24 protein-coding genes are annotated in these 19,828 nt (G+C 28.9%); 12 read left to right on the plus strand and 12 right to left on the minus strand.

Annotated features, from left to right (window positions below; all coding sequences use genetic code 11):
* Positions 1-206: 206 nt before the first annotated feature.
* Genes rpiB through P161_RS0106270 form a run of 3 tightly spaced genes read left to right on the plus strand, consistent with a single transcriptional unit; the run spans position 207 to position 1,314 of the window.
* Positions 207-641, plus strand: coding sequence for a ribose 5-phosphate isomerase B (gene rpiB / locus P161_RS0106260; protein ID WP_026776176.1), 435 nt, complete (start codon positions 207-209; stop codon positions 639-641).
* 51 nt (positions 642-692) lie between these two features.
* Positions 693-1,133: a GNAT family N-acetyltransferase gene (locus P161_RS0106265; RefSeq protein ID WP_026776177.1), complete on the plus strand. Its 441-nt coding sequence runs from the start codon at positions 693-695 to the stop codon at positions 1,131-1,133.
* Positions 1,134-1,140: 7 nt separating this feature from the next.
* The gene (locus P161_RS0106270; protein WP_155810430.1) at positions 1,141-1,314 is read left to right on the plus strand and encodes a hypothetical protein; all 174 of its coding nucleotides are present in this window, start codon (positions 1,141-1,143) and stop codon (positions 1,312-1,314) included.
* A gap of 158 nt (positions 1,315-1,472) precedes the next feature.
* Here the strand turns inward: P161_RS0106270 and P161_RS0106280 are convergent, their stop codons facing one another.
* Genes P161_RS0106280 through P161_RS0106290 form a run of 3 tightly spaced genes read right to left on the minus strand, consistent with a single transcriptional unit; the run spans position 1,473 to position 5,464 of the window.
* On the minus strand, positions 1,473-4,001 hold the full coding sequence (locus tag P161_RS0106280) for a carboxypeptidase-like regulatory domain-containing protein (RefSeq protein WP_026776179.1): 2,529 nt from the start codon (positions 3,999-4,001) through the stop codon (positions 1,473-1,475).
* Positions 3,991-4,905 carry a FecR family protein gene (locus tag P161_RS0106285; RefSeq protein ID WP_026776180.1) on the minus strand — a complete coding sequence of 305 codons (915 nt, stop codon included), beginning with the start codon at positions 4,903-4,905 and terminating at the stop codon, positions 3,991-3,993. The genes P161_RS0106280 and P161_RS0106285 overlap by 11 nt, the downstream gene beginning before the upstream one ends.
* Before the next feature lie 49 nt (positions 4,906-4,954).
* Positions 4,955-5,464: an RNA polymerase sigma factor gene (locus tag P161_RS0106290; protein ID WP_026776181.1), complete on the minus strand. Its 510-nt coding sequence runs from the start codon at positions 5,462-5,464 to the stop codon at positions 4,955-4,957.
* Between the two features lie 177 nt (positions 5,465-5,641).
* Between P161_RS0106290 and P161_RS0106295 the strand changes: the two genes are divergently transcribed.
* The 3 genes from P161_RS0106295 to P161_RS0106305 all read left to right on the plus strand — a co-directional run bounded on the left by P161_RS0106295 (position 5,642) and on the right by P161_RS0106305 (position 8,155).
* On the plus strand, positions 5,642-6,694 hold the full coding sequence (locus tag P161_RS0106295; protein WP_026776182.1) for a hypothetical protein: 1,053 nt from the start codon (positions 5,642-5,644) through the stop codon (positions 6,692-6,694).
* A gap of 81 nt (positions 6,695-6,775) precedes the next feature.
* Positions 6,776-7,552: a hypothetical protein gene (locus P161_RS0106300; protein ID WP_051605686.1), complete on the plus strand. Its 777-nt coding sequence runs from the start codon at positions 6,776-6,778 to the stop codon at positions 7,550-7,552.
* Between the two features lie 15 nt (positions 7,553-7,567).
* Positions 7,568-8,155, plus strand: coding sequence for a porin family protein (locus tag P161_RS0106305; protein WP_026776184.1), 588 nt, complete (start codon positions 7,568-7,570; stop codon positions 8,153-8,155).
* A gap of 29 nt (positions 8,156-8,184) precedes the next feature.
* Here P161_RS0106305 and P161_RS0106310 read toward each other — a convergent pair whose 3' ends face one another.
* Genes P161_RS0106310 through dinD form a run of 3 tightly spaced genes read right to left on the minus strand, consistent with a single transcriptional unit; the run spans position 8,185 to position 10,406 of the window.
* Positions 8,185-8,763: a pseudouridine synthase gene (locus tag P161_RS0106310; RefSeq protein ID WP_302846543.1), complete on the minus strand. Its 579-nt coding sequence runs from the start codon at positions 8,761-8,763 to the stop codon at positions 8,185-8,187.
* A gap of 4 nt (positions 8,764-8,767) precedes the next feature.
* Positions 8,768-9,562: an aldose 1-epimerase gene (locus tag P161_RS0106315; RefSeq protein ID WP_026776186.1), complete on the minus strand. Its 795-nt coding sequence runs from the start codon at positions 9,560-9,562 to the stop codon at positions 8,768-8,770.
* 4 nt (positions 9,563-9,566) lie between these two features.
* Entirely contained in the window at positions 9,567-10,406 is an 840-nt protein-coding gene (dinD, locus tag P161_RS0106320; protein WP_026776187.1) for a DNA damage-inducible protein D, read from the minus strand.
* A gap of 111 nt (positions 10,407-10,517) precedes the next feature.
* Between dinD and recA the strand changes: the two genes are divergently transcribed.
* Positions 10,518-11,525 (plus strand): recombinase RecA, encoded by a 1,008-nt coding sequence (gene recA / locus P161_RS0106325; protein ID WP_026776188.1) that lies wholly within the window; start codon positions 10,518-10,520, stop codon positions 11,523-11,525.
* Between the two features lie 77 nt (positions 11,526-11,602).
* On the plus strand, positions 11,603-12,142 hold the full coding sequence (locus tag P161_RS0106330; protein ID WP_026776189.1) for a GNAT family N-acetyltransferase: 540 nt from the start codon (positions 11,603-11,605) through the stop codon (positions 12,140-12,142).
* 1 nt (position 12,143) lies between these two features.
* Here the strand turns inward: P161_RS0106330 and P161_RS19340 are convergent, their stop codons facing one another.
* Genes P161_RS19340 through P161_RS0106350 form a run of 4 tightly spaced genes read right to left on the minus strand, consistent with a single transcriptional unit; the run spans position 12,144 to position 13,989 of the window.
* Positions 12,144-12,296, minus strand: coding sequence for a PspC domain-containing protein (locus tag P161_RS19340; RefSeq protein ID WP_081816992.1), 153 nt, complete (start codon positions 12,294-12,296; stop codon positions 12,144-12,146).
* A 17-nt stretch (positions 12,297-12,313) separates the two neighbouring features.
* A complete protein-coding gene (locus P161_RS18155) occupies positions 12,314-12,679 on the minus strand; it encodes a hypothetical protein (protein ID WP_051605687.1) in 366 nt (121 codons plus the stop codon).
* Positions 12,680-12,682: 3 nt separating this feature from the next.
* Positions 12,683-13,114 (minus strand): dUTP diphosphatase, encoded by a 432-nt coding sequence (dut, locus tag P161_RS0106345; RefSeq protein ID WP_026776190.1) that lies wholly within the window; start codon positions 13,112-13,114, stop codon positions 12,683-12,685.
* A complete protein-coding gene (locus tag P161_RS0106350; RefSeq protein ID WP_026776191.1) occupies positions 13,114-13,989 on the minus strand; it encodes an alpha/beta hydrolase in 876 nt (291 codons plus the stop codon). The genes dut and P161_RS0106350 overlap by 1 nt, the downstream gene beginning before the upstream one ends.
* A 93-nt stretch (positions 13,990-14,082) precedes the next feature.
* Between P161_RS0106350 and P161_RS0106355 the strand changes: the two genes are divergently transcribed.
* From P161_RS0106355 to P161_RS0106365, 3 genes are all read left to right on the plus strand, one after another.
* Positions 14,083-15,078, plus strand: coding sequence for an NAD(P)H-dependent glycerol-3-phosphate dehydrogenase (locus P161_RS0106355; RefSeq protein ID WP_026776192.1), 996 nt, complete (start codon positions 14,083-14,085; stop codon positions 15,076-15,078).
* A gap of 695 nt (positions 15,079-15,773) precedes the next feature.
* On the plus strand, positions 15,774-16,433 hold the full coding sequence (locus tag P161_RS0106360; RefSeq protein ID WP_026776193.1) for a hypothetical protein: 660 nt from the start codon (positions 15,774-15,776) through the stop codon (positions 16,431-16,433).
* Between the two features lie 3 nt (positions 16,434-16,436).
* Positions 16,437-17,708 carry an MFS transporter gene (locus P161_RS0106365; RefSeq protein WP_026776194.1) on the plus strand — a complete coding sequence of 424 codons (1,272 nt, stop codon included), beginning with the start codon at positions 16,437-16,439 and terminating at the stop codon, positions 17,706-17,708.
* Here the strand turns inward: P161_RS0106365 and P161_RS19035 are convergent.
* Together P161_RS19035 and P161_RS0106375 are read right to left on the minus strand one after the other, a co-directional pair.
* The gene (locus P161_RS19035) at positions 17,705-18,286 is read right to left on the minus strand and encodes an outer membrane beta-barrel protein (protein ID WP_026776195.1); all 582 of its coding nucleotides are present in this window, start codon (positions 18,284-18,286) and stop codon (positions 17,705-17,707) included. The genes P161_RS0106365 and P161_RS19035 overlap by 4 nt on opposite strands.
* A 46-nt stretch (positions 18,287-18,332) precedes the next feature.
* Complete coding sequence (locus tag P161_RS0106375) at positions 18,333-19,100, minus strand: DUF547 domain-containing protein (RefSeq protein ID WP_026776196.1); 768 nt, start codon at positions 19,098-19,100, stop codon at positions 18,333-18,335.
* Positions 19,101-19,122: 22 nt separating this feature from the next.
* Here P161_RS0106375 and P161_RS0106380 point away from each other — a divergent pair, with 22 nt between their 5' ends.
* Positions 19,123-19,827 carry a TIGR04283 family arsenosugar biosynthesis glycosyltransferase gene (locus P161_RS0106380; protein ID WP_026776197.1) on the plus strand — a complete coding sequence of 235 codons (705 nt, stop codon included), beginning with the start codon at positions 19,123-19,125 and terminating at the stop codon, positions 19,825-19,827.
* Position 19,828 lies beyond the last annotated feature (1 nt).

The raw sequence follows: 19,828 nt of genomic DNA on the forward strand, positions 1-19,828 counted from the left end.
TCTTAACATTCTCTTAAAATGGTAAGAAGTTTAAAATTAAAGAGTTATTAAAAATGTATAAATTAGTAATGTTTATAACTGTTGATAACCGTTAATTTCTATACTTTTGTAAATCTAACTACGTAATTACGAATAGAATGAACTAATCTTTTTGTTTATAAACAAGATTAGTTTAAAAATTCAATAATTACATTATAAATTATATTATGACAATTGCCATAGGAAACGATCACGCAGGAACTGATTATAAGTTCGAAATTATAAAACATTTGGAGAACAAAGGACATAAAGTGATTAATTTTGGAACGGATACAAACAGTTCTATGGATTATCCTGATGCTATTCACCCAACTGCGGATTGTGTAGAATCTGGTAAAGCTGAATTTGGAATTATTCTTTGTGGTTCTGGTAATGGAGCACAAATGACAGCTAACAAACACCAAGGAATTAGAGCTGCTTTATGTTGGAATAATGAATTAGTTGCATTAACAAGACAACATAATAACTCAAATATATTAACGATTCCTGCACGTTTTGTATCTCTTCAACAAGCTATTGGTTTTGTAGATATTTTTTTAACTACAGATTTTGAAGGTGGAAGACATGGAACAAGGGTTGATAAAATTTCTTGTGCTGGGTAAATTAATAAGAACTGTGTCTCTATAAAGGGCAGTCGAGATTTTTTTATAATTATGAATTTTATTACTAAAAAGTTCCAAGAATTAACCACAACTGAACTCTATCAAATTTTACAATTACGCTCAGAAGTTTTTGTGGTGGAACAAGATTGTGTATATCAAGATATCGATTTTAAAGACCAAAAAGCGTTGCATATTATCGGTTTTAAAGAGGATAAAATTGTGGCATACACTCGTATTTTTAAACCTGGAGATTATTTTGAAAAGGCAAGCATTGGTAGAGTAGTGGTTGCAGCAAAAGAAAGAAAGTTTGGGTATGGACATTTAATTATGAAAGCATCAGTTTCTGCTATAGAAAACAATTTTAAAGTTGATGAAATTACAATTTCTGCTCAAAAATATTTAAAGAAATTTTACGAAACACATCAATTTAAACAAGTAGGAGAGGAGTATTTAGAAGATGGTATTCCACATATTAAAATGGACAAAAAATAAAAAATTTATGAACAACAAAGTAAAATACATAGTGATTTTTATTGCATTTTTAGCGATAATTTTTTCTTTATACACGCTTATAAATGGCGAAAGAACATTCGATTCTTTTAGCGGACTTGTAGCAGGTTTTAGTTTGTTAATTGCTTTGTATATTCAGAAAAACTACAAAAAAGAGTCTTAAAAATTAGTAAATTCTTTTACTTCACTTATTTTTAAATTATTCAATTTAATCTTACAAATTCTAAGACCAAATAAACGTAAAGTAGGAAAACCTACCACAGCTGTCATTTTTCTGACTTGTCTAAATTTGCCTTCTTTAAAAAAATTAAAATCATCATTTTAAAAATTGACTCTAAAACTTAAATTTGGTGTAAAAGGCAAAGAATAAGTATCAACTCTTTTTATATTATTTGCACTTGTTTCGTCTAAAACATAGTAAGAATCTATCGTATTTTTTCTATCTGTAATATTGGTAAAACCAACTCTTATTGTAGATTTTATAACATCTGTAAATTGAAAATTGTAACTAGTAGATAAATCAATTCTAAAAAAATTAGCTAATCTTTCTTGGTTTGGATTGGCGTAATTAACAATGGTTCTATTGCCAAATTGTATGGTTTCATTCCCAACAACAGGTTTTGTAAAAGGTCTTCCAGAGCGTAAAACACTTCCTATAGAAATTTTAAAATTTTTAGTAAAATTATAGTTAAAAGCTGCGCTTAAAGAGTGTGAAATATCTAAACTATTTGCAAAGGTTTCTGGATTAAAAATAGCAAAAGTATAGTTGTTTTCAGAAAAAGTATAACTTAACCAGGTACTTATGTTTTCTGTTTGTTTATTTACTAAAAATTCTATTCCTTTTACTTCATAATTTCCGGTAGAAGAAAATGTTTGTGTGTTGTTATAAAATCCTTGGTTTGCAGCTGTAATTCCGTCAACTTTTTTATAAAATCCAGTAATATCAACATAAAAATTATGAAGTTTATAGGCAATACCAAAAGAAGCTTGTTTGCTTTTTATAATGGGTGTATTCCTTTCATCAGCTAAAATCCACCTGCGTTTTTCGATGCCTAAAAAATTGTCTTCAAAATCTATTTTTTGAGCTGTAGTTTGGTTTTTAAATTCTCCTTCTAATTTTAAAGAAAACTCATTATTAAGTTGTTGTCTGATGTTAATTCTAGGTTCTATTACAAATTTAGAAAATTTATGAAAATAGTTTGAACGAACACCAAATCTGGCAAAAGTATTCTTTTTTTTATATTCAATTTCTGAATAAAAAGCGCTTTTTAATAATACATCTTTAACGGTTTTAGAAAAAGTTGGTGCGTTTACTGTAGTTGTATTTCTGATACCAATTTCATTAAAAACCAACCCATTTTTAAAATGTAAAACATCTGTAAATTTGTATTTAGAATCTAATTTTATTTCAGTTTCTAATACGTTATTAAATTGTGTTTGAAACTGATCTGAATCCTTATTATAATCAGAAGAATTTATTTTATAATCTGATATAAAAGCAGAAATATTAGTAGAAAATTTGGAATTCCAATGGGCGTTCCAGCTTAAATTTGCACCCAAATTTTCTTGTTTCAAAGTACTATTTTCTTCAATTATTGTGTTATTAGAAGTGTATTTTTCTAAATAATCTAAGTTGTTTTTTATCTGAATAAAATTAGCTCTTATGGAGTGTTTATAATTAAGATCATATAAAACTTTAAACGAATAATCATAAAAGTAAAAGTCTGTTTCAGCATTATTGATGTTATTTGATGAGACAGTATTATCTTGAAAACTTCTAGAAAAATAATTGTTATAAGTTGGTGTATTTACCAAGTCTGTAAAAGATCTACGTCCAGAAATATGCAGTTCTAAATTTTCTTTGATGGGTACTTGTAAAAAAACATCTGCACTTAATAAATTAAAACCTGCTCCACCAGAAAATTCATTGGTAATTTTGTTGTCAGTTTCCATATTTATGGTTGATGAAACACCGTCTGAAAAAGCACTACTAGTACCATTTTTTGTAACAGCAATTTTTTTAGTTAAATAAGGATTATAGGCAGAAATCAACCCAAAAAAATGACCAGCATGATACATTTTAATTCCATCCCAAAGCATTAAATTTTGATCGTTTGTACCACCTCTAACATTAATATTAGCTACACTTTCGTTCACACTTTCTATTCCTGGTAAAATTTTAATGGTTTGTAAAATATCTGGTTCTATTAATCCAGGTAAAATTCCAAATTTTTCTGTGTTTAAAACGGTACTTCCATCTACATTTTTTTGCAAACCAGAAGTTAGAAATCTCGGCATTGTAATTTCTGATAATTGTTCTGTTTCTTCTTCTAAAAATAATTGTTTACAAGAAGCAGAAAACAACTCTTTTGCACTAATTTCTAAAGTTTTATAACTGATAAAAGAAATACTTAAAGTTGCATTTACAGGAATATCATTTAAATAAAAAACACCCTCTTGATTGGTAGTTGTACCAATTTTATAGTTATTTACTTGTACAGAGGCCAAATTTAAAGGCGTTAAAGAATTGGCGTCTAAAATGGTTGCACAAATAGCAATTGATTTGTTTAAAAAGGAAACAGTAACATATCTATTATCTAAAGTTTTAAAGAGTAAAAACGTTTTTTCGTTTAAATAATTTAAGAGTTCATGTAAAGGAATACCAGGTTTTGGTGCTTCAATAAAAATGTTTTTTACATCAGTATCAGAAAAAGCGAACTTTATATCGTAGTCTTTTTCTAAATGTATTAAAAGTGACGAAAGTGCAATTTTATCAGTAGAATTCTGAGCAAAAGTAACACTTGTTATCAATAAAAAACTTAGAATGAAACTTTGAATTTTATTTATCATAATTAAAAATGATAATTTTTCTTTCTTCAATTTTATAAGATAATTGCAAAGGAATTGTAACCGATTGCAGTGCAATATTTACATCTGTATGTGTAAAACCACCTGAATATAAAATGTCTACATCTACATCTTTAGTTTCAATAGTATAACCAAACTGATTTTCTATTTCTTTTAGCACAAAACGCAAGGCTGTACTTTTAAAATTAGATTCTTTTTGCAACCAATAATTTTCGTTTATATCAAAAGTATTGACAGCATCAATTTTACCATTTACCACTTTAAAAATGGTTCCTTTTGGTAATTTTACAAGGGTATCTTTATAGGCGACGCTTACCAAACCTTCATAGGTTTTTACCTCAAAATAGTTGGCTCTTTCTTTTACATTAAACTTTGTACCTAAAACAGTTACTTCTCCAATATTTGTATTTACCGTAAATTTTTTACCCTTTTGTACTTTAAAAAAAGCTTCTCCATGTAAGGTTAAATTCCGATCACTTTCCCACTCTTTTTTATCAAAAGTTACTTTAGAGTTCGAGTTTAAAATTACTTCGGAATTGTCTGGTAACTGAAAGGTTTTTGTTTGTGCAAATTCGGTTTTAAAACTAGTTTCAGTATTAAAAAATAAGAAGTAGGAAGTTGTAAACAATACCACAATTGCAGCTGCATATTTATAGAGTTCTTTAAAATTAAAAGCAATAACTTTTTCTTTTTTAGCCGTTTTTTGTGTTCTTAATTTAAATTCTGAGAATGCTTTATCAACCGCTACTTTTGGTGTTTCTATTTGAGAAGCATAATGTGCAATTTTCTCTAAGGTTTCAAAATCTTTAGATTCTTTTAAATCTGCTAATTCTTCATCAGAAATATCTCTGTTTAGCCATTTTAAGATGTCGTTTTTATCTTCCATTTTTCTATACTTCTATATATGTAACAACTAAAAAGGTTTTTACCCTAATTTAAATTCCATTTATTTTACTTCTTAATTTTTTTAATGCTGATGACATTCGTTTTTCTACCGCTTTTTGTGATAGCGCTAGCATTTCTGCAATTTCTCTGTATTTTTTACCATCAATTCTATTCATTAAAAAAACCTCACGTTCACCTTCAGTTAAATCTGCAATAGCATTTTTTAGTTGTTTTTTAAACTCTTCTTCTTCTAATAAATACTCTGGATTTTGATTGTTTACATCTAAATAAGGACTGCTTTTTGCGTATTCAAAAACCACCTTTTCGTGTTTTACTTTATTCAAAAAAAGATTATTAACAACTGTAAATAAGTAAGACTTTGCTTTTGAAAAATCTATTTTTGCGCAATTTTCCCATATTTTTATAAAAGCTTCTTGCGCTAAATCTAAAGAAGTATTTTTATCACCAGATTTGTAGAATGCAAAGTTACTGGCAGACTGAATATGAGCAGTATAAAACTCATTAAAATAAATTTCATCACAAAGAGATTTATTTGCCATAAATAACGTTTTAAACTATAAAAATAAAAAATTTCAGAAACAAAGGTAGGGTAAATTAATGTTTAGTTGTTTTACTAATAGAAGGGCAATAAAAATAGTCTTTCAAAAAATAAAAGTAGGGTAAAATAAAACAAAGTTGTTTTACTTATAGAAACATTAACCTTAAAATTAATTAAAATGAAAACATTAAAATTTATTTCGGCAATTGCACTAACAGCAATCATAGGATTTTCAGCTTGTCAATCTGAAGAAAGTACAGAAGTAGGTACAAATCCAAACGCAAATTCATCAACATCACCAACAGCTTCTAATTTTGAAAGAGCAGCAATGAACGATGGTTCTGATGACGATTTTTTAGACGGAAATTCATGTACAGAATTACTTTTTCCTTTATCAGCAACTGTAAATGGAAAACGAATAACATTATTAAGTAAGTTAGATTTTTCTGCAGTTTTAAATATTATGGGAGAATTTAATGATGATAATGATACTGTTATTTTTGATTTTCCAATCAGTGTACAAACGAGCAATTACACAGAAGTTGTTGTAGAAAATCAAGCAGAATTTAACACACTAAAACAACAATGTGAAGCTGCAGAACAACAAGGTAAAGACGCTATTTCTTGTATAGATATTCAATTTCCTGTAACCATGTTAACCTATAACGTTACTTTAGAACAAACAGGAAGTGTTTTTGTACAATCAAAAAAACAACTGTATACTTTTATGACAGGTTTACAGGGTGATGAATTATTTTCGGTAAATTATCCAATAAATGCAACGTTGAGTAATGGAACAACAATTGAAATTAAGAGCGATGCAGAATTTCAAAATGCAATTTCTGAATGTTTACAATTTGAAGATGAAAAAGATAATGCTGCAACTACTGCTGCAGAAGTAGAAGCTATTTTAAGTGGTACAAAATTTAAAGTAGAAACTTTTGTAATTGCAGGTGTAAACAAAGCAAACGACTATGCAAATTGGTCTATAGAATTTACAAACGATTTAAAAATTGTAGCTAAAAACACCATAAACGCTACTCTTGGAGAAGTAGAAGGTACGTATACAGTAAGTTCAGAAACAGAAGCTTTTGTAAATATTAATTTTGCAAGTAATACTGCATTAAGTGCATTAAAAAACGATTGGATTGTAAGTACTTATAGCAATACTTTAGTTACATTTAAAAGTAAAACGGATGCTTCTGTAACATTAGCTTTTAAAAAGCTGTAATTAAATTAAAACAGAAAAAAAACAATAAATTAACATGCTTAACAACTGTTTTAAACAGTTGTTAAGTTTTAAATTTTTAAGATGAAAAATATTTTTAAATGTGTGCTATTTGTTTTTGCAGTTCTTATTTCCTGCACTTCAGAAACAGACGAAATGGTTGATAACAACCCTAATGTAAATACCTCCTTAAACAGGCAGGCAACTGGTTCATCTGCAAATAGTTTACTTGCTGATGATAGTTTTAAAAAGCTAATAGTAGAGGTTGGATATATACAAGGTTTTAAGCCAACTGAAAACGCTTTAAATAATTTTAAAAATTTTATAAATAATAGAGTAAATAAATCTCAAGGCATTGAATTTATTACTAAAGAAATTCCGCCAACAGGAAAAGAGGTATATACTTTAGATGAAGTCGTAAATTTAGAAAAACAACATAGAACACAATATAACCTAGGCTCAACAATTGCAGTATGGGTTTTGTTTATAGATGGAAAATCTTCTAGCGATACCAATTCTGGAGCAGTTTTAGGATCTGCTTATTGGAACACATCTTTTGTAATTTATCAAGAAACCATTGTTGGTTTGAGTGATAGCCCTTTTGAACCGAATCGAAGCTTATTAGAAACTACAGTTATCAATCACGAGTTTGGTCATTTGCTAGGTTTAACCAATTTAGGAACAAATTTACAAAGTGATCACGAAGACTCAGCACATCCAAAACATTGTAATGTAGAAAGTTGTTTAATGTATTGGGCTGCAGAAACAAGTCAAGGAATAAGCAATATGCTTTCAGGTGGGCAAGCCCCAACATTAGATGCACAATGTTTAGCAGATTTAAAAGCCAATGGAGGTAAATAAATAAAAAACTAAAAAATGAAAACAATATATTTAACAATAGCTTTTGTAATTGCAAGTACATTGTCGTTAAAATCCCAAGATGCAGATACAAAAGCAACAGCAGGTATAAAAGGAGGATATAATATTTCTTCCGTAAGTTTTGATGGAAATTCTGAAACTGAAAAATTACACGGATATCATATTGGTATTTATGGAGAATCTTTTATAGGAAAATACTTTGCGATTCAACCCGAAATTTTATATTCAAAACAAGGATATAAAATAATAGACAATAGTGGAACGTATACGCAAAAGTTAGATTATTTAAACATTCCTTTAATGCTAAAGCTATATCCTGTAAAAAGCTTTTTTTTAGAAGCAGGACCACAAATAGGTTTTTCAATTTCTCATAAAGAAACCTTCGATTCAGGCTTTATTTTGTACGATTCATCAAAAGAATTTGAACCAAGCAATTTTGACTGGGGTATCAATTTAGGTGCAGGTTTTAAAAGTGATTCAGGAGTAAGTTTAGGAGCTAGATATCACATAGGACAAAATGATATTTATAACGAAGACAAACCCAAAAATAGGGTTTGGCAAATTTACGTAGGGTTTGATTTTTAAGCATATTTTATTAAAAAAGGGAAGTATTTTTACTTCTCTTTTTTTATGAATGCATCTACTTCTTTAATACCACCAACTTTTAAATTATCTAATTCAATTTCGCCAATTCTAACACGAATTAAACGTAAAGTAGGGAAACCAACTGCGGCTGTCATTTTTCTGACTTGTCTAAATTTACCTTCTTTTATAATGATTGCAACCCAACTTGTTGGGCCATGTCTTTCATCTCTAATTTTTTGACTTCTTAAATCAAAATTAGGATCTTCAATTAAAAAAGCTTTGCCAGGTTTTGTGATGTATTTTTTACCATTAAAACCAATCTCTACACCCGTTTTTAATTTTTCTATAGCCTCTTGAGTAATTATTCCATCAACCTGAACATAATATTCTTTTTCGTATTTATTACTTCTAATTTCGTGCGATACTTTTCCATCTGTTGTTAAAAAAAGTAATCCTTCAGAGGCAACATCTAAACGTCCAATAGCCATAGTTCCTTCAGGAAAATCGTATAAATCTCCTAATAATTTCTTTTTCCTTTTTGCAGGATTTACAAACTGAGAAATCATTCCCCAAGGTTTATGAATAATAAAATGACGATGTTTTTGAATCAATCTAAATTATTTTTATACAGACAGAAAAGGTAACAATTCCGTTTAAAACACGCATATTTTTCTCTGAATATTTTTGGTTGGTGTAAGAAGTATAATGTGTAATTGGCTCTATACAAACCATATTATTTACCTCTGTCCAAAGCATAAAATTATTAAAACCTTTTGTGGTAATTTCTATATCCTTTTTATCAATATTTTTTAAGATGATTTTATCAGTCTCTAAAACTGGAAACGCATCAGAACCTGCATGTAAAATATTTTCTAAAGTATATTCTTTATGATTAGCTACAAAAGTTTCTTTACCAGAATCTGATAATAAAAAAGCAGGATGATAACCTAACATAAAAGGCATTTCTTCTTCTGAAATGATGGTAAATTCTATTTTTAAAATACCATTTTCTAGACTAAAACTTTTTTCGAAAGAAAAATCAAAAGGCCAAAAAAGAAATTTTTCAATAGATTTTTCCGGAAATTTACTATTCTTAATTTTGGTGTTTTTGGTGTATTTTTTAATAAAACTAGCTGTATTTTCATCCGAAGAAATTATTGCATATTCCATCTCACGCAACAAACCATGCTGATCTTGAATAGCATCACCATTTTTGGTGTGTACTTTAAAATCATTTTTGTCAATTGGGCCAATTATAGGAAACATTTCATCATCAGACTTTCGCCAACCTTTATTGCCTTTTTGATGAATATATTCCTGATTTTCTTTTTTAAAACTAACTAATTCGCCTTTGTCAATAGTTACTGTTGATTTTTTATCATCAGAAATTAAAGTGATCGCATTCATTTTTTTAATTTAATTTTTTTGGATTCTTTCCAAGTTTTTTTGATTCAGAGTTTACTCTTCTTTCTAGTTTTTTAATATCTTCTTCTGGAGGTAAATTTTCTGGTTTAATACCTCTTTCAAGTAATATTTTTCTCACTGAACGATTATTTGTAATATGTTCAGCAGAAATACTTCTTTCATTTTTTAAATCCTTTTCTTTAGTATTAAAAACAGTTATTTCTGTAGCAAAATCTTTTGCTTTTATAGTAATTGTAGGAAGATAATCAGCTAATGCTCTATTGTTTGGAATTCCTAACTTTGTTTTCATTTGTTTAGTAGATCTTCCAAATAAAGCTTGGTCTCCTTTGCTTCTTATTAATCCAAAGTTTCTATCATTACCTGTTTTTTCAAATATTAATTCAGATAAATCTTTTTCTGAAATTGTTAATTTTTGTCTGGCTTGTAACCTTTCATAATCTTTAATTCTTTGTTCAATTAACTCAAATTTTCTAGTTTGCATTGCAAAATAATTTTGAGCAAAAGCAATACTTTCTTTTTTTGAATCTCCATTTTGAGCAATTAAGTAACAAGCATATCTTGTTAACATTAAATCATCTATTTCTCTTTTTGTATTGGATCCAATCTCGACCATTTTGTTGACGTCAACAAAATGGTCTGAAATTAAATTATCAGATGTTTCACATGTAATTTTTGCCTTTACAATAACTTTCTGAAAATTTCTCCATTCAGCATATCCTAAAAGCTGTTGTAAATCTCTGGCAAACCAAAATTCTATATCATTTTCTGTAGTTTGAGAATGATCTTCGAAATTATAAGCTAAGTTTTTTATTATTTCCTTTTTCATCAATTTATTTTATGTTGATAAATGTACAAAAATGAAATTAATTTATTAGGAAAATCAACCTAGTTTTTCGTAACTTGTGCAACCGAATTTAATAGAATCTTAGACAAAAATATGGCAGTAAATAAAGAAAAAGAAGCAAAACTGAAAGCATTACAACTTACACTAGATAAGCTAGATAAAACGTATGGTAAAGGTTCTGTAATGAAGTTAGGGGATGTAGTTACTGAAGATATAGATGCAATTTCATCTGGTTCTTTAGGGCTAGATTTAGCTTTAGGAGTTGGAGGATATCCAAGAGGAAGAGTTATTGAAATTTATGGGCCAGAATCGTCTGGTAAAACAACGTTAACATTGCACGCAATTGCAGAAGCTCAAAAATCTGGAGGAATTGCTGCTTTTATTGATGCAGAACACGCATTCGATAAATTTTACGCACAAAACTTAGGTGTTGATATCGATAATTTAATTATTTCTCAACCAGATCATGGAGAGCAAGCTTTAGAAATTGCAGAAAACTTAATACGTTCTGGTGCTATTGATATTGTTGTTATTGACTCTGTTGCAGCACTAACACCAAAATCTGAAATTGAAGGTGAAATGGGCGATTCTAAAATGGGGCTTCATGCACGTTTAATGAGCCAAGCTTTGCGTAAACTAACAGGTACAATTTCTAAAACAAAATGTACAGTTATATTTATCAATCAATTAAGAGAAAAAATTGGGGTAATGTTTGGAAATCCAGAAACAACAACTGGTGGAAACGCATTAAAATTTTATGCTTCTGTACGTTTAGATATTAGAAGAAGAACACAAATTAAAGACGGAGACAGAGTTATTGGAAACAGTACCAAAGTTAAAGTTGTAAAAAATAAAGTTGCACCTCCTTTTCAAGTTGCAGAATTTGATATTATGTATGGAGAAGGAATATCAAAAGTTGGAGAAATTTTAGATATTGGTGTAGAATTAGGCATTGTTAAAAAAAGTGGATCTTGGTTCAGTTATGGTGAAACAAAACTCGGGCAAGGTAGAGATTCTGTAAAAGGATTAATCAAAGACAACCACGAATTAGCAGAAGAACTTGAAGGTAAAATTAAATTTGCTATTGAAAACCAAGAATAAGTATTATTAAAAGTTCTAACTATTATTAAAACTGCTGTAGAAGTAATCAATCTATAGCAGTTTTTTTATTTTTAATGATGATTGAAATCTCGGAAAACATACAATTAAAAACCATCACAAAAGAAGATTATAATTTTCTTTTTAGGTTGATGAATGAAATTTATCCAGCAGCTTATAGTAGTTTTTGGATTGATGAAGGAGATTGGTATCTAAATTCTCAATATTCAAAAGAGAATATCTTAAAAGAGCTTTTACAGCAAAATGCAGAGTATTATTTTGTAATTTATAAAGATGAAATAGTCGGAAATTTTAGAATTGTTTGGGATGAAAAATTAGCAGGTTTATCGCCAGAAAAACAACTAAAATTGCACAGAATTTATTTGCATCAAAAAACCCAAGGAAAAGGAGTTGGCAAACAATTAATGCTTTGGTTAGAAGAAAAAGCCAGACAAAAAAAGTACCAAATTATTTGGTTAGATGCAATGGATGAAAAGCCGCAAGCATTTCAATTTTATAAAAAATTAGGATACAACTATCATTCTCATACTTTTTTACCTTTCGATTTAATGCTTGATGAGGTTCGAAAAATGAGTCAACTTTATAAAAAACTAAACTAAACTATTCTTTCGATAATACTTTTACCAACCAAAGAATTAAATAAAAACCAATTCCTAGACCAGCAAATAAAACAAGTAAAACAAATAATATTCTAATATTTTTTGCAGTAAAATTTGTTTTTGTACTCAACCATTCACAAACACCTAAAATCATAATTTCTTTATATTTAATTAACCTTTAAATGGAGGTATTTCTCTTGTTAATCGCTCAATTTCTTTTACAATTTCAAGTCTATTTTTTGACTTTAATTCGAAGTATAAATTTTCCCAATCGCCATTGTAAGATACTTTTTTGGTTTTCGAATTGATTTCTTCTGTAAGATTTATTACACGCAAATAAAAATATCCATTCACATCATTTTCTGGTCTAAAATCTAAATTTATAGCTCTCATTAAGCTATAATTATTTAAATGTACAAGAGAGCTAGAATCTAAATAATGCATGGTTTCTTCTGATGGATCAGCTTCATAAAATAAATTCCATTCTACATGCCAACCAGCAGAAATTCTTAAAGGTTGCAAATCTATATCATCCATAACTTAAACTCCTGTACTTCCAAAACCACCTGAACCACGTTCAGTTTTATTTAAAACAGTAACTTCTTCCCAACTTACACGTTCATGCTTTGCAATAATTAACTGTGCAATTCTTTCACCATCATTTATCACAAAAGTATCATTTGATAAATTGACTAAAATTACACCAATTTCTCCACGATAATCTGCATCAACAGTTCCAGGAGCATTTAAAACAGTAATTCCGTTTTTGGCAGCCAAACCACTTCTTGGTCTTACTTGTGCTTCAAAACCAATAGGCAAAGCTATAAATAAACCCGTTTTTACAATGGTTCTTTCCAAAGGTTTTAAAGTGATGCTTTTTTCAATATTTGCTCTTAAATCCATTCCTGCAGCTCCTTCAGTTTCGTAAGTAGGAGTTGCATGTTTTGATTTGTTAATGATTTGTACGTTCATTATTTTATGTTATATAAAAATTCAATTACTTCTAAAAATTCTACTTCCCAAAAAGACTCTGTATGTTTGCCTTCTTCAACAATTTTAGTTTTTATATGATCTTTTGGAAACCCTAAATCTGTTAATAACTTTGCCATGTTTTCAGTATCAGGAATCATAGAATCGCCCTCTTTTCCACCCACTAAAAAGTAAATTTTTGAGTTTTGTTGATTGCCATTTTTTGTGGCAAAATCATTTATTTTATCAGAAGAAAACCAAAAAGAGGTTGATAATGCTCCAATTTTACCAAAAACAGTTGGATATTTTAAACCTCCGTAAAAAGAAATTAATCCACCTAAAGAACTTCCAATAATGGCTGTATTTTCTGAATTTGTTTCTGTTCTATAGTTTTTATCAATGTAAGGTTTTAATTCATTTGCCAAAAAATCGATATAAATAGCGCCTTTTCCACCACCATATTTTTCGTTTTTATAAGGTGTGTATTCTTCAATTCTTTTTTCACCACCATTTTCTACACCCACAACAATAAAACCTTTTCCTGTTTTTTCGTAAAGTGCATTTAAAGTGCCATCAACATCCCATTCACCCACAAAAGAGGTTGCATCATCAAATAAATTTTGAGCATCGTGCATATAAATTACAGGATATTTTTCTTCTGAAGAATCATAATTTGGTGGCAAATACAACCAAACTTTATGAGAAATATCATTTAACCCATCAATAACAAATTCTTTTTCTAAAATAGATACATTTTCAGATTTTGTAGAAACTTTTTGCTCGGTTTTTGCTGGTACATCCTCTTTTTTTTCGACTTTCTTTTTACAGGAAATCAGTACTATTAAAAAAGCTAAAATAAGAATAACGGTTATTTTCATAGTTCAGGTTGATTTCCAACAAATATAATAAATCAGGGAACTTTTCATCAAAAGATAATAGTTTTCTTATTTTTGAGGTCAAAATAAGAGAACATGGATAAACATCAAAAAATTGCCGTTTTTGGAGGTGGAAGTTGGGCAACTGCGATTGTTAAAATGCTAATTGAGAATTTAGAAACTGTAGGTTGGTATATGCGAAATGAGCAAACTATCGAGCATATTAAAGAGAATGATCACAATCCAAAATATTTACGATCTGCAGAATTAGAAGCAAATCGTTTAGATTTATCAAGTGATATAAATTACATGGTTGCTACTTACGATGTGTTAATATTTGCAATTCCATCTGCTTTTTTAACAAGCGAATTATCAAAATTAAAGGAATCATTAAAAAATAAAACCATTTTTTCTGCAATTAAAGGAATTGTGCCAGAAACAGGTTTAATTGTTGGTGAACATTTTAATCAAAAATACAACATTTCATTAGATAATATTGGAGTAATCACAGGACCTTGTCATGCAGAAGAGGTTGCTATGGAGCGTTTATCGTACTTAACAATTGCTTGTCAAGATGAAGCTATTGCCAAAAAAATGGCAGAAGCTTTGCAAAGTTGGTACATCAATATAAAAACCACAGATGATATTATTGGAACAGAATATGCAGCAGTTTTAAAGAATATTTATGCTGTTGCTGCTGGTATTGCTCATGGTTTGGGTTATGGAGATAATTTTCAATCGGTTTTAATGAGTAATGCAATTCGCGAAATGAAACGTTTCATTAAAAAAGTACATAAAATGAAACGAAACATTAACGATTCTGCATATTTGGGCGATTTACTGGTAACAGGATATTCCACATTTAGTAGAAACAGAATGTTTGGTAATATGATTGGAAAAGGGTACACTGTAAAATCTGCACAACATGAAATGAGTATGATTGCAGAAGGCTATTATGCTACCAAAAGTGCTTATAAAATTAAAGAAGAAAAAGGAGCAAAAACTCCAATTATTGATGCTGTTTACAATGTTTTATATGATGATAAAGATCCAAAAAAAGAATTTAAAAAATTGACGAACAAATTAGATTAGACTTTATGGGTCTCAAACTTTATTTAAAACTATGTACTTTGGTGCATTTCGCTTTGGTTTCTAAAAATTTCAGCCACGAATTCACGAATTTCACTCAAATAAATTAGCTGAGCTTTCGCATTTCACGAAGCAGACTTTTAGTCTGCAAACCAAACCTATAGACTTGAACTCAATACTGGTTTAGTTTTATAAATAATAAAATTTCGCATTAATTACTTCGCATTAAATTTAAAATAAAAATCAAAGTAATGAATTCACGAATTTTAATTATTGTCAAATATTTTTATTTTATTGGTATAAAAATCCAAAGGATTTTAAAATTTGTGTTAATATAATAGATAAGATTTGTTGTATTTTAATTTGTGAATTCGTGGCAAAAATTTGATACGTTTGTCAAATGTAAAAAGTTAAAAGAGTATGAATAAGAGAATTTTAAATATGCGAATTATTTGTTTTCAAATCGTATAAAAAAGATTTTAAGTACTTAAAAAAAAAATCAAAGGGATGAAATATGAATAGCAAAGTTTTAAAATATTAAATTAAGTCTTAAAGAGGGGAAATATAAGTAATTTCTTAACTAGTTTTTTTTTGCGAATCTCCGTGTAAATTTTTTTAACTGTTATTTTTTTAAAAGTTAGTTGATGAATATAAATTGTTTATTTTTGAACATTCAAAACTATTTTTAAACTTTATCAATGAAAACCATACAAGAAGTTGTAGAAAGTACCATTAGAAAAACACCTTTTATAGAAGAAGCTTTGCATGAAAAACTGATTAACGTTTCTTCTTTAGCTCGAATTATTTTACCAGAAGTTTCTGCTAGTTTAAAGAAAGATGTAAAAGTTGGTGCTGTAATGATGGCTATTAACAGACTTTCGCCAGCGAGCGAATTGCGCATCAGAAAAAACATAAAACGTTTAGCGTTAGATTTAGGAAATGTAATTGTACGTTCTGATTTGTGTGATTTTACGTTTAAAAATACAACGTCGTTATTAAAAGAAGTTGCCAAAATCTTAAATAAATCATCTGAAAGTCAAGATTATTTTTTAACGGTTTCTCAAGGAATTTTTGAAACAAACATTGTTACCAGTAAAAATTTAAGACCTTTTGTAGAAGAGATTTTCGAAAACGAAACACTAACACATAATATGTTAGATTTGGCTTCTATCACCATAAAATTACCAAAAGAAAATTTAGAACAATCAGGTATTTATTACTTTATTTTAAAGCAATTAGCTTGGGCAGATATTTCTCTTCAAGAAATTATTTCGACCACAAATGAAATGACCATTGTTGTAAAAGAGCAAGATATCAACCAAACATTTGCCATTTTAATGGACATGAAATTGAGTTAATTAATGCCAAAACAAGATCCTTATGCAGCACTAAGAATAAAGGAATTCAATATTTTTTTATTCGTACGTTTTTTACTAGTTTTTGGCTGGTCCATGCAATTTATTGTGATTGAATGGCAAGTATATTCCATTACAAAAGATCCACTTTCTTTAGGTATTATTGGGTTGATGGAAATTATTCCAGCATTCTCCATGGCATTATTTGCTGGGCATATTGTAGATCAAAGAGAAAAAAGAAATTTATTAGCCTTATGTACAGGTGCTTTTTCTTTGATAAGTTTAGGGTTGTTTTTCTTAACAACAGACACAGTTATCAACAGTTGGTCAACAAATTCGGTTTTATACGCTATTTACGGTTTGGTTTTTTTCGGTGGATTTTTACGATCCTTTTTTGGTCCAACAATTTTTTCTTTAGTGGCATTGTTAGTTCCTAAAAAAATATATCATAATGCTGCAACTTGGAGCACCAGTACTTGGAAAACTGCTTCTGTTTCTGGAGCACTTTTTGGTGGTTTTTTTATTGGTTGGCTTGGTGTTGATACTACACTTTCTATTGTTTTTATTTTGGTAACACTTTCCTTTATTACGTTATTTCAAATTAAGAAAAAACCAATTTTAAATTCAAAAATAGGCGAACCAGTTACAGAAAGTTTAAAAGCTGGTGTAAAATTTGTGTTTCAAAACAAAGCAATTTTAGGAACATTAACCTTAGACATGATTGCTGTTCTTTTTGGTGGAACAGTGGCAATTTTATCGGTATTTGCGCAAGATATTTTAAAAGTTGGCCCAGAAGGTTTTGGATTGTTAAACGCATCAATTTCTATGGGAAGTATTGTAACCATGTTGTTAACAACGTACATTCCTATCAACCAAAATACAGGTAGAAAAATGCTGATATCTGTTTTTATTTTTGGGTTGAGTATTATCGCTTTTGGATTATCATCTCTTTTTTGGGTAAGTTTATTAGCGTTGTTTATAAGTGGAGCAGCAGACGGAATTTCGATGGTAATTCGTCAAACAATTTTGCAGATAAAAACGCCAGATGATATGAGAGGTAGAGTATCTTCAGTAAACTCTATGTTTGTGGGTTCATCAAACGAATTAGGTGCTTTTGAAAGTGGTTTAGCAGCAAAAATTTTAGGGCCAGTTGCAGCTGTTGTTTTTGGTGGAACTATGACATTAATTACTGTGGTTACAACAGCTGTTGTAAGCCCAACAATTCGAAATTTAGACCTTACAGCAGATATTGAAGAAAATGAAAAAGAGGGAGTTTAAAACTTATATAAAACTCCGAAATTTATGTTTGACAAATTTAAGTTTATATTAAAAGAATTTACAGCTTCTGCTCCTTGAAAATCTCCCTTTTCTGTAACATATGATAGTACTCCTAAATTTGCAATCAACGAAAAATTATCTGAAACAAAATAATTTACTCCAGGAAATACAGCTCCTTGAAATAAGTTAGATGTATAATCTCCTTGAAATCCATTATCAAATTTAGTAGAAACATAAGCTAAACCAACCCCTAAAGTAAATGAAAACTTATTTTCAGTATTAAAAAAATGAATTAAACTTGTTTGAACCCCAAAAGAATTAGTTTCAGAATCTCCAGCTTCATTTAAACCAACAATTAAACCTAATTCTAAAGCATTGGAATTGTCTAAAAAATAACCCACTGTAGGTTGAAAATTAAATGCAGATTGAGAAAAGTTTTCAGAAGTTGTTTTCGCATAATTTATTTGGCCACTTAAGTAAAAATCACTTTGTGAGAAACCAATAAAATCATTTTTTTCTTGAGAAAAAGATTCAGAAAAAGTTATAATTAACAAAAGGAGACTAAAATAATATTTCATTGTTTTGGTTTTTGAGCGAAAATATACTTTTTTTGAGTATAAAATATTATTTTTTAGGAATCGTTCTAAAATTGCCTAATAGTAGTGTCCAATCATAATTTTTAAACTCTAGATCTTTTGGTTTTTCTGGTGTAATTTTATATTCAGCTAAAATTTCTCTTACGCCACAAAGTCCGCCAAAATCTGCTCTAAACCAAGAAAATAATGCTACAGATGTTGCCGTTTTTGTTTCAGCATTATACGTGGTTTGTTCGTTTAAATATTCGGTTGCCATAAAATCTAGTTCTTTATCTAAATTTTCTGCAGAAAATAGTGCAACTGGAGGACAACTTTTTGCACCACAATTTAATGCAAAATGAATTCGCCATTCCAAATCACCATCAATACGTAATTTACGTTCCCATTTTGGTCTAAAATATTTTCTTAAATAACCCCAACTCCATTTAATGCGAGATTTACGCATAATATCGTGTTCAATATCATCAAAAGACAAAGTTTCACCAGCAATTTTTACACGTTCTTTTTTAAAGAAACTTCCTCTATCTTCATATTCTTTAGGATTTTCAGTTAAAGAAATTTGAATAAATGCGTTGTAAACATTCAACCAAAAAGCTAGTTTTTTAGTATCTGTATCTAATTCTACTACCAAATCTTCTAAAGAACTCTCTGCTAAAATAGCGACTTCTTTATCATAAGATTTTTTATTCATAATATTTTGAAGCAAATCTTGAGCAACTTCACTATAATTTACCTTATTTTGTGCATTGATTTGAAATGCAGATAAAAAAAGAATTCCTATTAAAAACTGTTTCATATAATATTTCGTAAGTTTAAGTATGATGTTAAGTATTATTATTCCTGTTTATAATGAGCAAGAAAACCTATCTAAGAGGTTGTCGTTTTTATCTGAACAAGCTAACAAATTTCCTATAGAAATAATTATTTCTAATTCACCAGAGTCTACAGATGATAGCAATTTGATTTGTGAACATTATAGTAAAGTTACTCATTTTATAGCCAATAAAAAAGGAAGAGCAGCTCAAATGAATTTTGGAGCATCAAAAGCAAAAGGAGACATATTTTTATTTTTACATGCAGATGTAATTCTACCACAAGATTTTTATCAACAAATAATAGTAGCTAATAAACAAGGAAATAAAGCTGGTTTTTTTGCTTATAAGTTTGATAAAAAATCTGCACTTTTAAATTTTAACAGCAAGTTTACTACAAAAGATGGTTTATTTGCTGGAGGTGGAGACCAATGCCAATTTTTTAAAAAAGAAACGTTTGCAAAGCTTAAAGGTTTTAACGAAGAATTTTGTATTATGGAAGATTTTGAAATGATAGACAAAGTAAGAAAGCAGAAAATTCCTTTTAAAATTATACAGTCTAAAGCCATTGTAAGTGCCAGAAAATACAAAGAAAATTCTTGGGTAAAAGTTAATTTAATTAATGGCTATGTTTTTTTACAATATAAGTTTGGTGTACACCCAACAAAGTTGAGAAAAACATATAAATCTCTTTTAAGAGAACGTGTTTAAA

The sequence above is a fragment of the Polaribacter sp. Hel_I_88 genome (assembly GCF_000687935.1).
Taxonomy (GTDB): Bacteria; Bacteroidota; Bacteroidia; order Flavobacteriales; family Flavobacteriaceae; genus Polaribacter.

What these genes read in the sequence shown, in the direction of transcription:
- P161_RS0106380 (WP_026776197.1), top strand. Translation starts at nt 19,123, where the DNA reads ATGATGTTAAGTATTATTATTCCTGTTTATAATGAGCAAGAAAACCTA.
- P161_RS0106265 (WP_026776177.1), top strand. Translation starts at nt 693, where the DNA reads ATGAATTTTATTACTAAAAAGTTCCAAGAATTAACCACAACTGAACTC.
- dinD (WP_026776187.1), bottom strand. Translation starts at nt 10,406, where the DNA reads ATGAAAAAGGAAATAATAAAAAACTTAGCTTATAATTTCGAAGATCAT.
- P161_RS0106270 (WP_155810430.1), top strand. Translation starts at nt 1,141, where the DNA reads ATGAACAACAAAGTAAAATACATAGTGATTTTTATTGCATTTTTAGCG.
- P161_RS0106305 (WP_026776184.1), top strand. Translation starts at nt 7,568, where the DNA reads ATGAAAACAATATATTTAACAATAGCTTTTGTAATTGCAAGTACATTG.
- P161_RS0106330 (WP_026776189.1), top strand. Translation starts at nt 11,603, where the DNA reads ATGATTGAAATCTCGGAAAACATACAATTAAAAACCATCACAAAAGAA.
- P161_RS0106295 (WP_026776182.1), top strand. Translation starts at nt 5,642, where the DNA reads ATGAAAACATTAAAATTTATTTCGGCAATTGCACTAACAGCAATCATA.
- P161_RS0106285 (WP_026776180.1), bottom strand. Translation starts at nt 4,905, where the DNA reads ATGGAAGATAAAAACGACATCTTAAAATGGCTAAACAGAGATATTTCT.
- P161_RS0106290 (WP_026776181.1), bottom strand. Translation starts at nt 5,464, where the DNA reads ATGGCAAATAAATCTCTTTGTGATGAAATTTATTTTAATGAGTTTTAT.
- dut (WP_026776190.1), bottom strand. Translation starts at nt 13,114, where the DNA reads ATGAACGTACAAATCATTAACAAATCAAAACATGCAACTCCTACTTAC.
- P161_RS0106360 (WP_026776193.1), top strand. Translation starts at nt 15,774, where the DNA reads ATGAAAACCATACAAGAAGTTGTAGAAAGTACCATTAGAAAAACACCT.
- P161_RS0106315 (WP_026776186.1), bottom strand. Translation starts at nt 9,562, where the DNA reads ATGAATGCGATCACTTTAATTTCTGATGATAAAAAATCAACAGTAACT.
- P161_RS0106355 (WP_026776192.1), top strand. Translation starts at nt 14,083, where the DNA reads ATGGATAAACATCAAAAAATTGCCGTTTTTGGAGGTGGAAGTTGGGCA.
- P161_RS0106350 (WP_026776191.1), bottom strand. Translation starts at nt 13,989, where the DNA reads ATGAAAATAACCGTTATTCTTATTTTAGCTTTTTTAATAGTACTGATT.
- P161_RS19340 (WP_081816992.1), bottom strand. Translation starts at nt 12,296, where the DNA reads ATGATTTTAGGTGTTTGTGAATGGTTGAGTACAAAAACAAATTTTACT.
- P161_RS0106365 (WP_026776194.1), top strand. Translation starts at nt 16,437, where the DNA reads ATGCCAAAACAAGATCCTTATGCAGCACTAAGAATAAAGGAATTCAAT.
- P161_RS0106280 (WP_026776179.1), bottom strand. Translation starts at nt 4,001, where the DNA reads ATGATAAATAAAATTCAAAGTTTCATTCTAAGTTTTTTATTGATAACA.
- P161_RS0106300 (WP_051605686.1), top strand. Translation starts at nt 6,776, where the DNA reads ATGAAAAATATTTTTAAATGTGTGCTATTTGTTTTTGCAGTTCTTATT.
- recA (WP_026776188.1), top strand. Translation starts at nt 10,518, where the DNA reads ATGGCAGTAAATAAAGAAAAAGAAGCAAAACTGAAAGCATTACAACTT.
- rpiB (WP_026776176.1), top strand. Translation starts at nt 207, where the DNA reads ATGACAATTGCCATAGGAAACGATCACGCAGGAACTGATTATAAGTTC.
- P161_RS0106375 (WP_026776196.1), bottom strand. Translation starts at nt 19,100, where the DNA reads ATGAAACAGTTTTTAATAGGAATTCTTTTTTTATCTGCATTTCAAATC.
- P161_RS19035 (WP_026776195.1), bottom strand. Translation starts at nt 18,286, where the DNA reads ATGAAATATTATTTTAGTCTCCTTTTGTTAATTATAACTTTTTCTGAA.
- P161_RS18155 (WP_051605687.1), bottom strand. Translation starts at nt 12,679, where the DNA reads ATGGATGATATAGATTTGCAACCTTTAAGAATTTCTGCTGGTTGGCAT.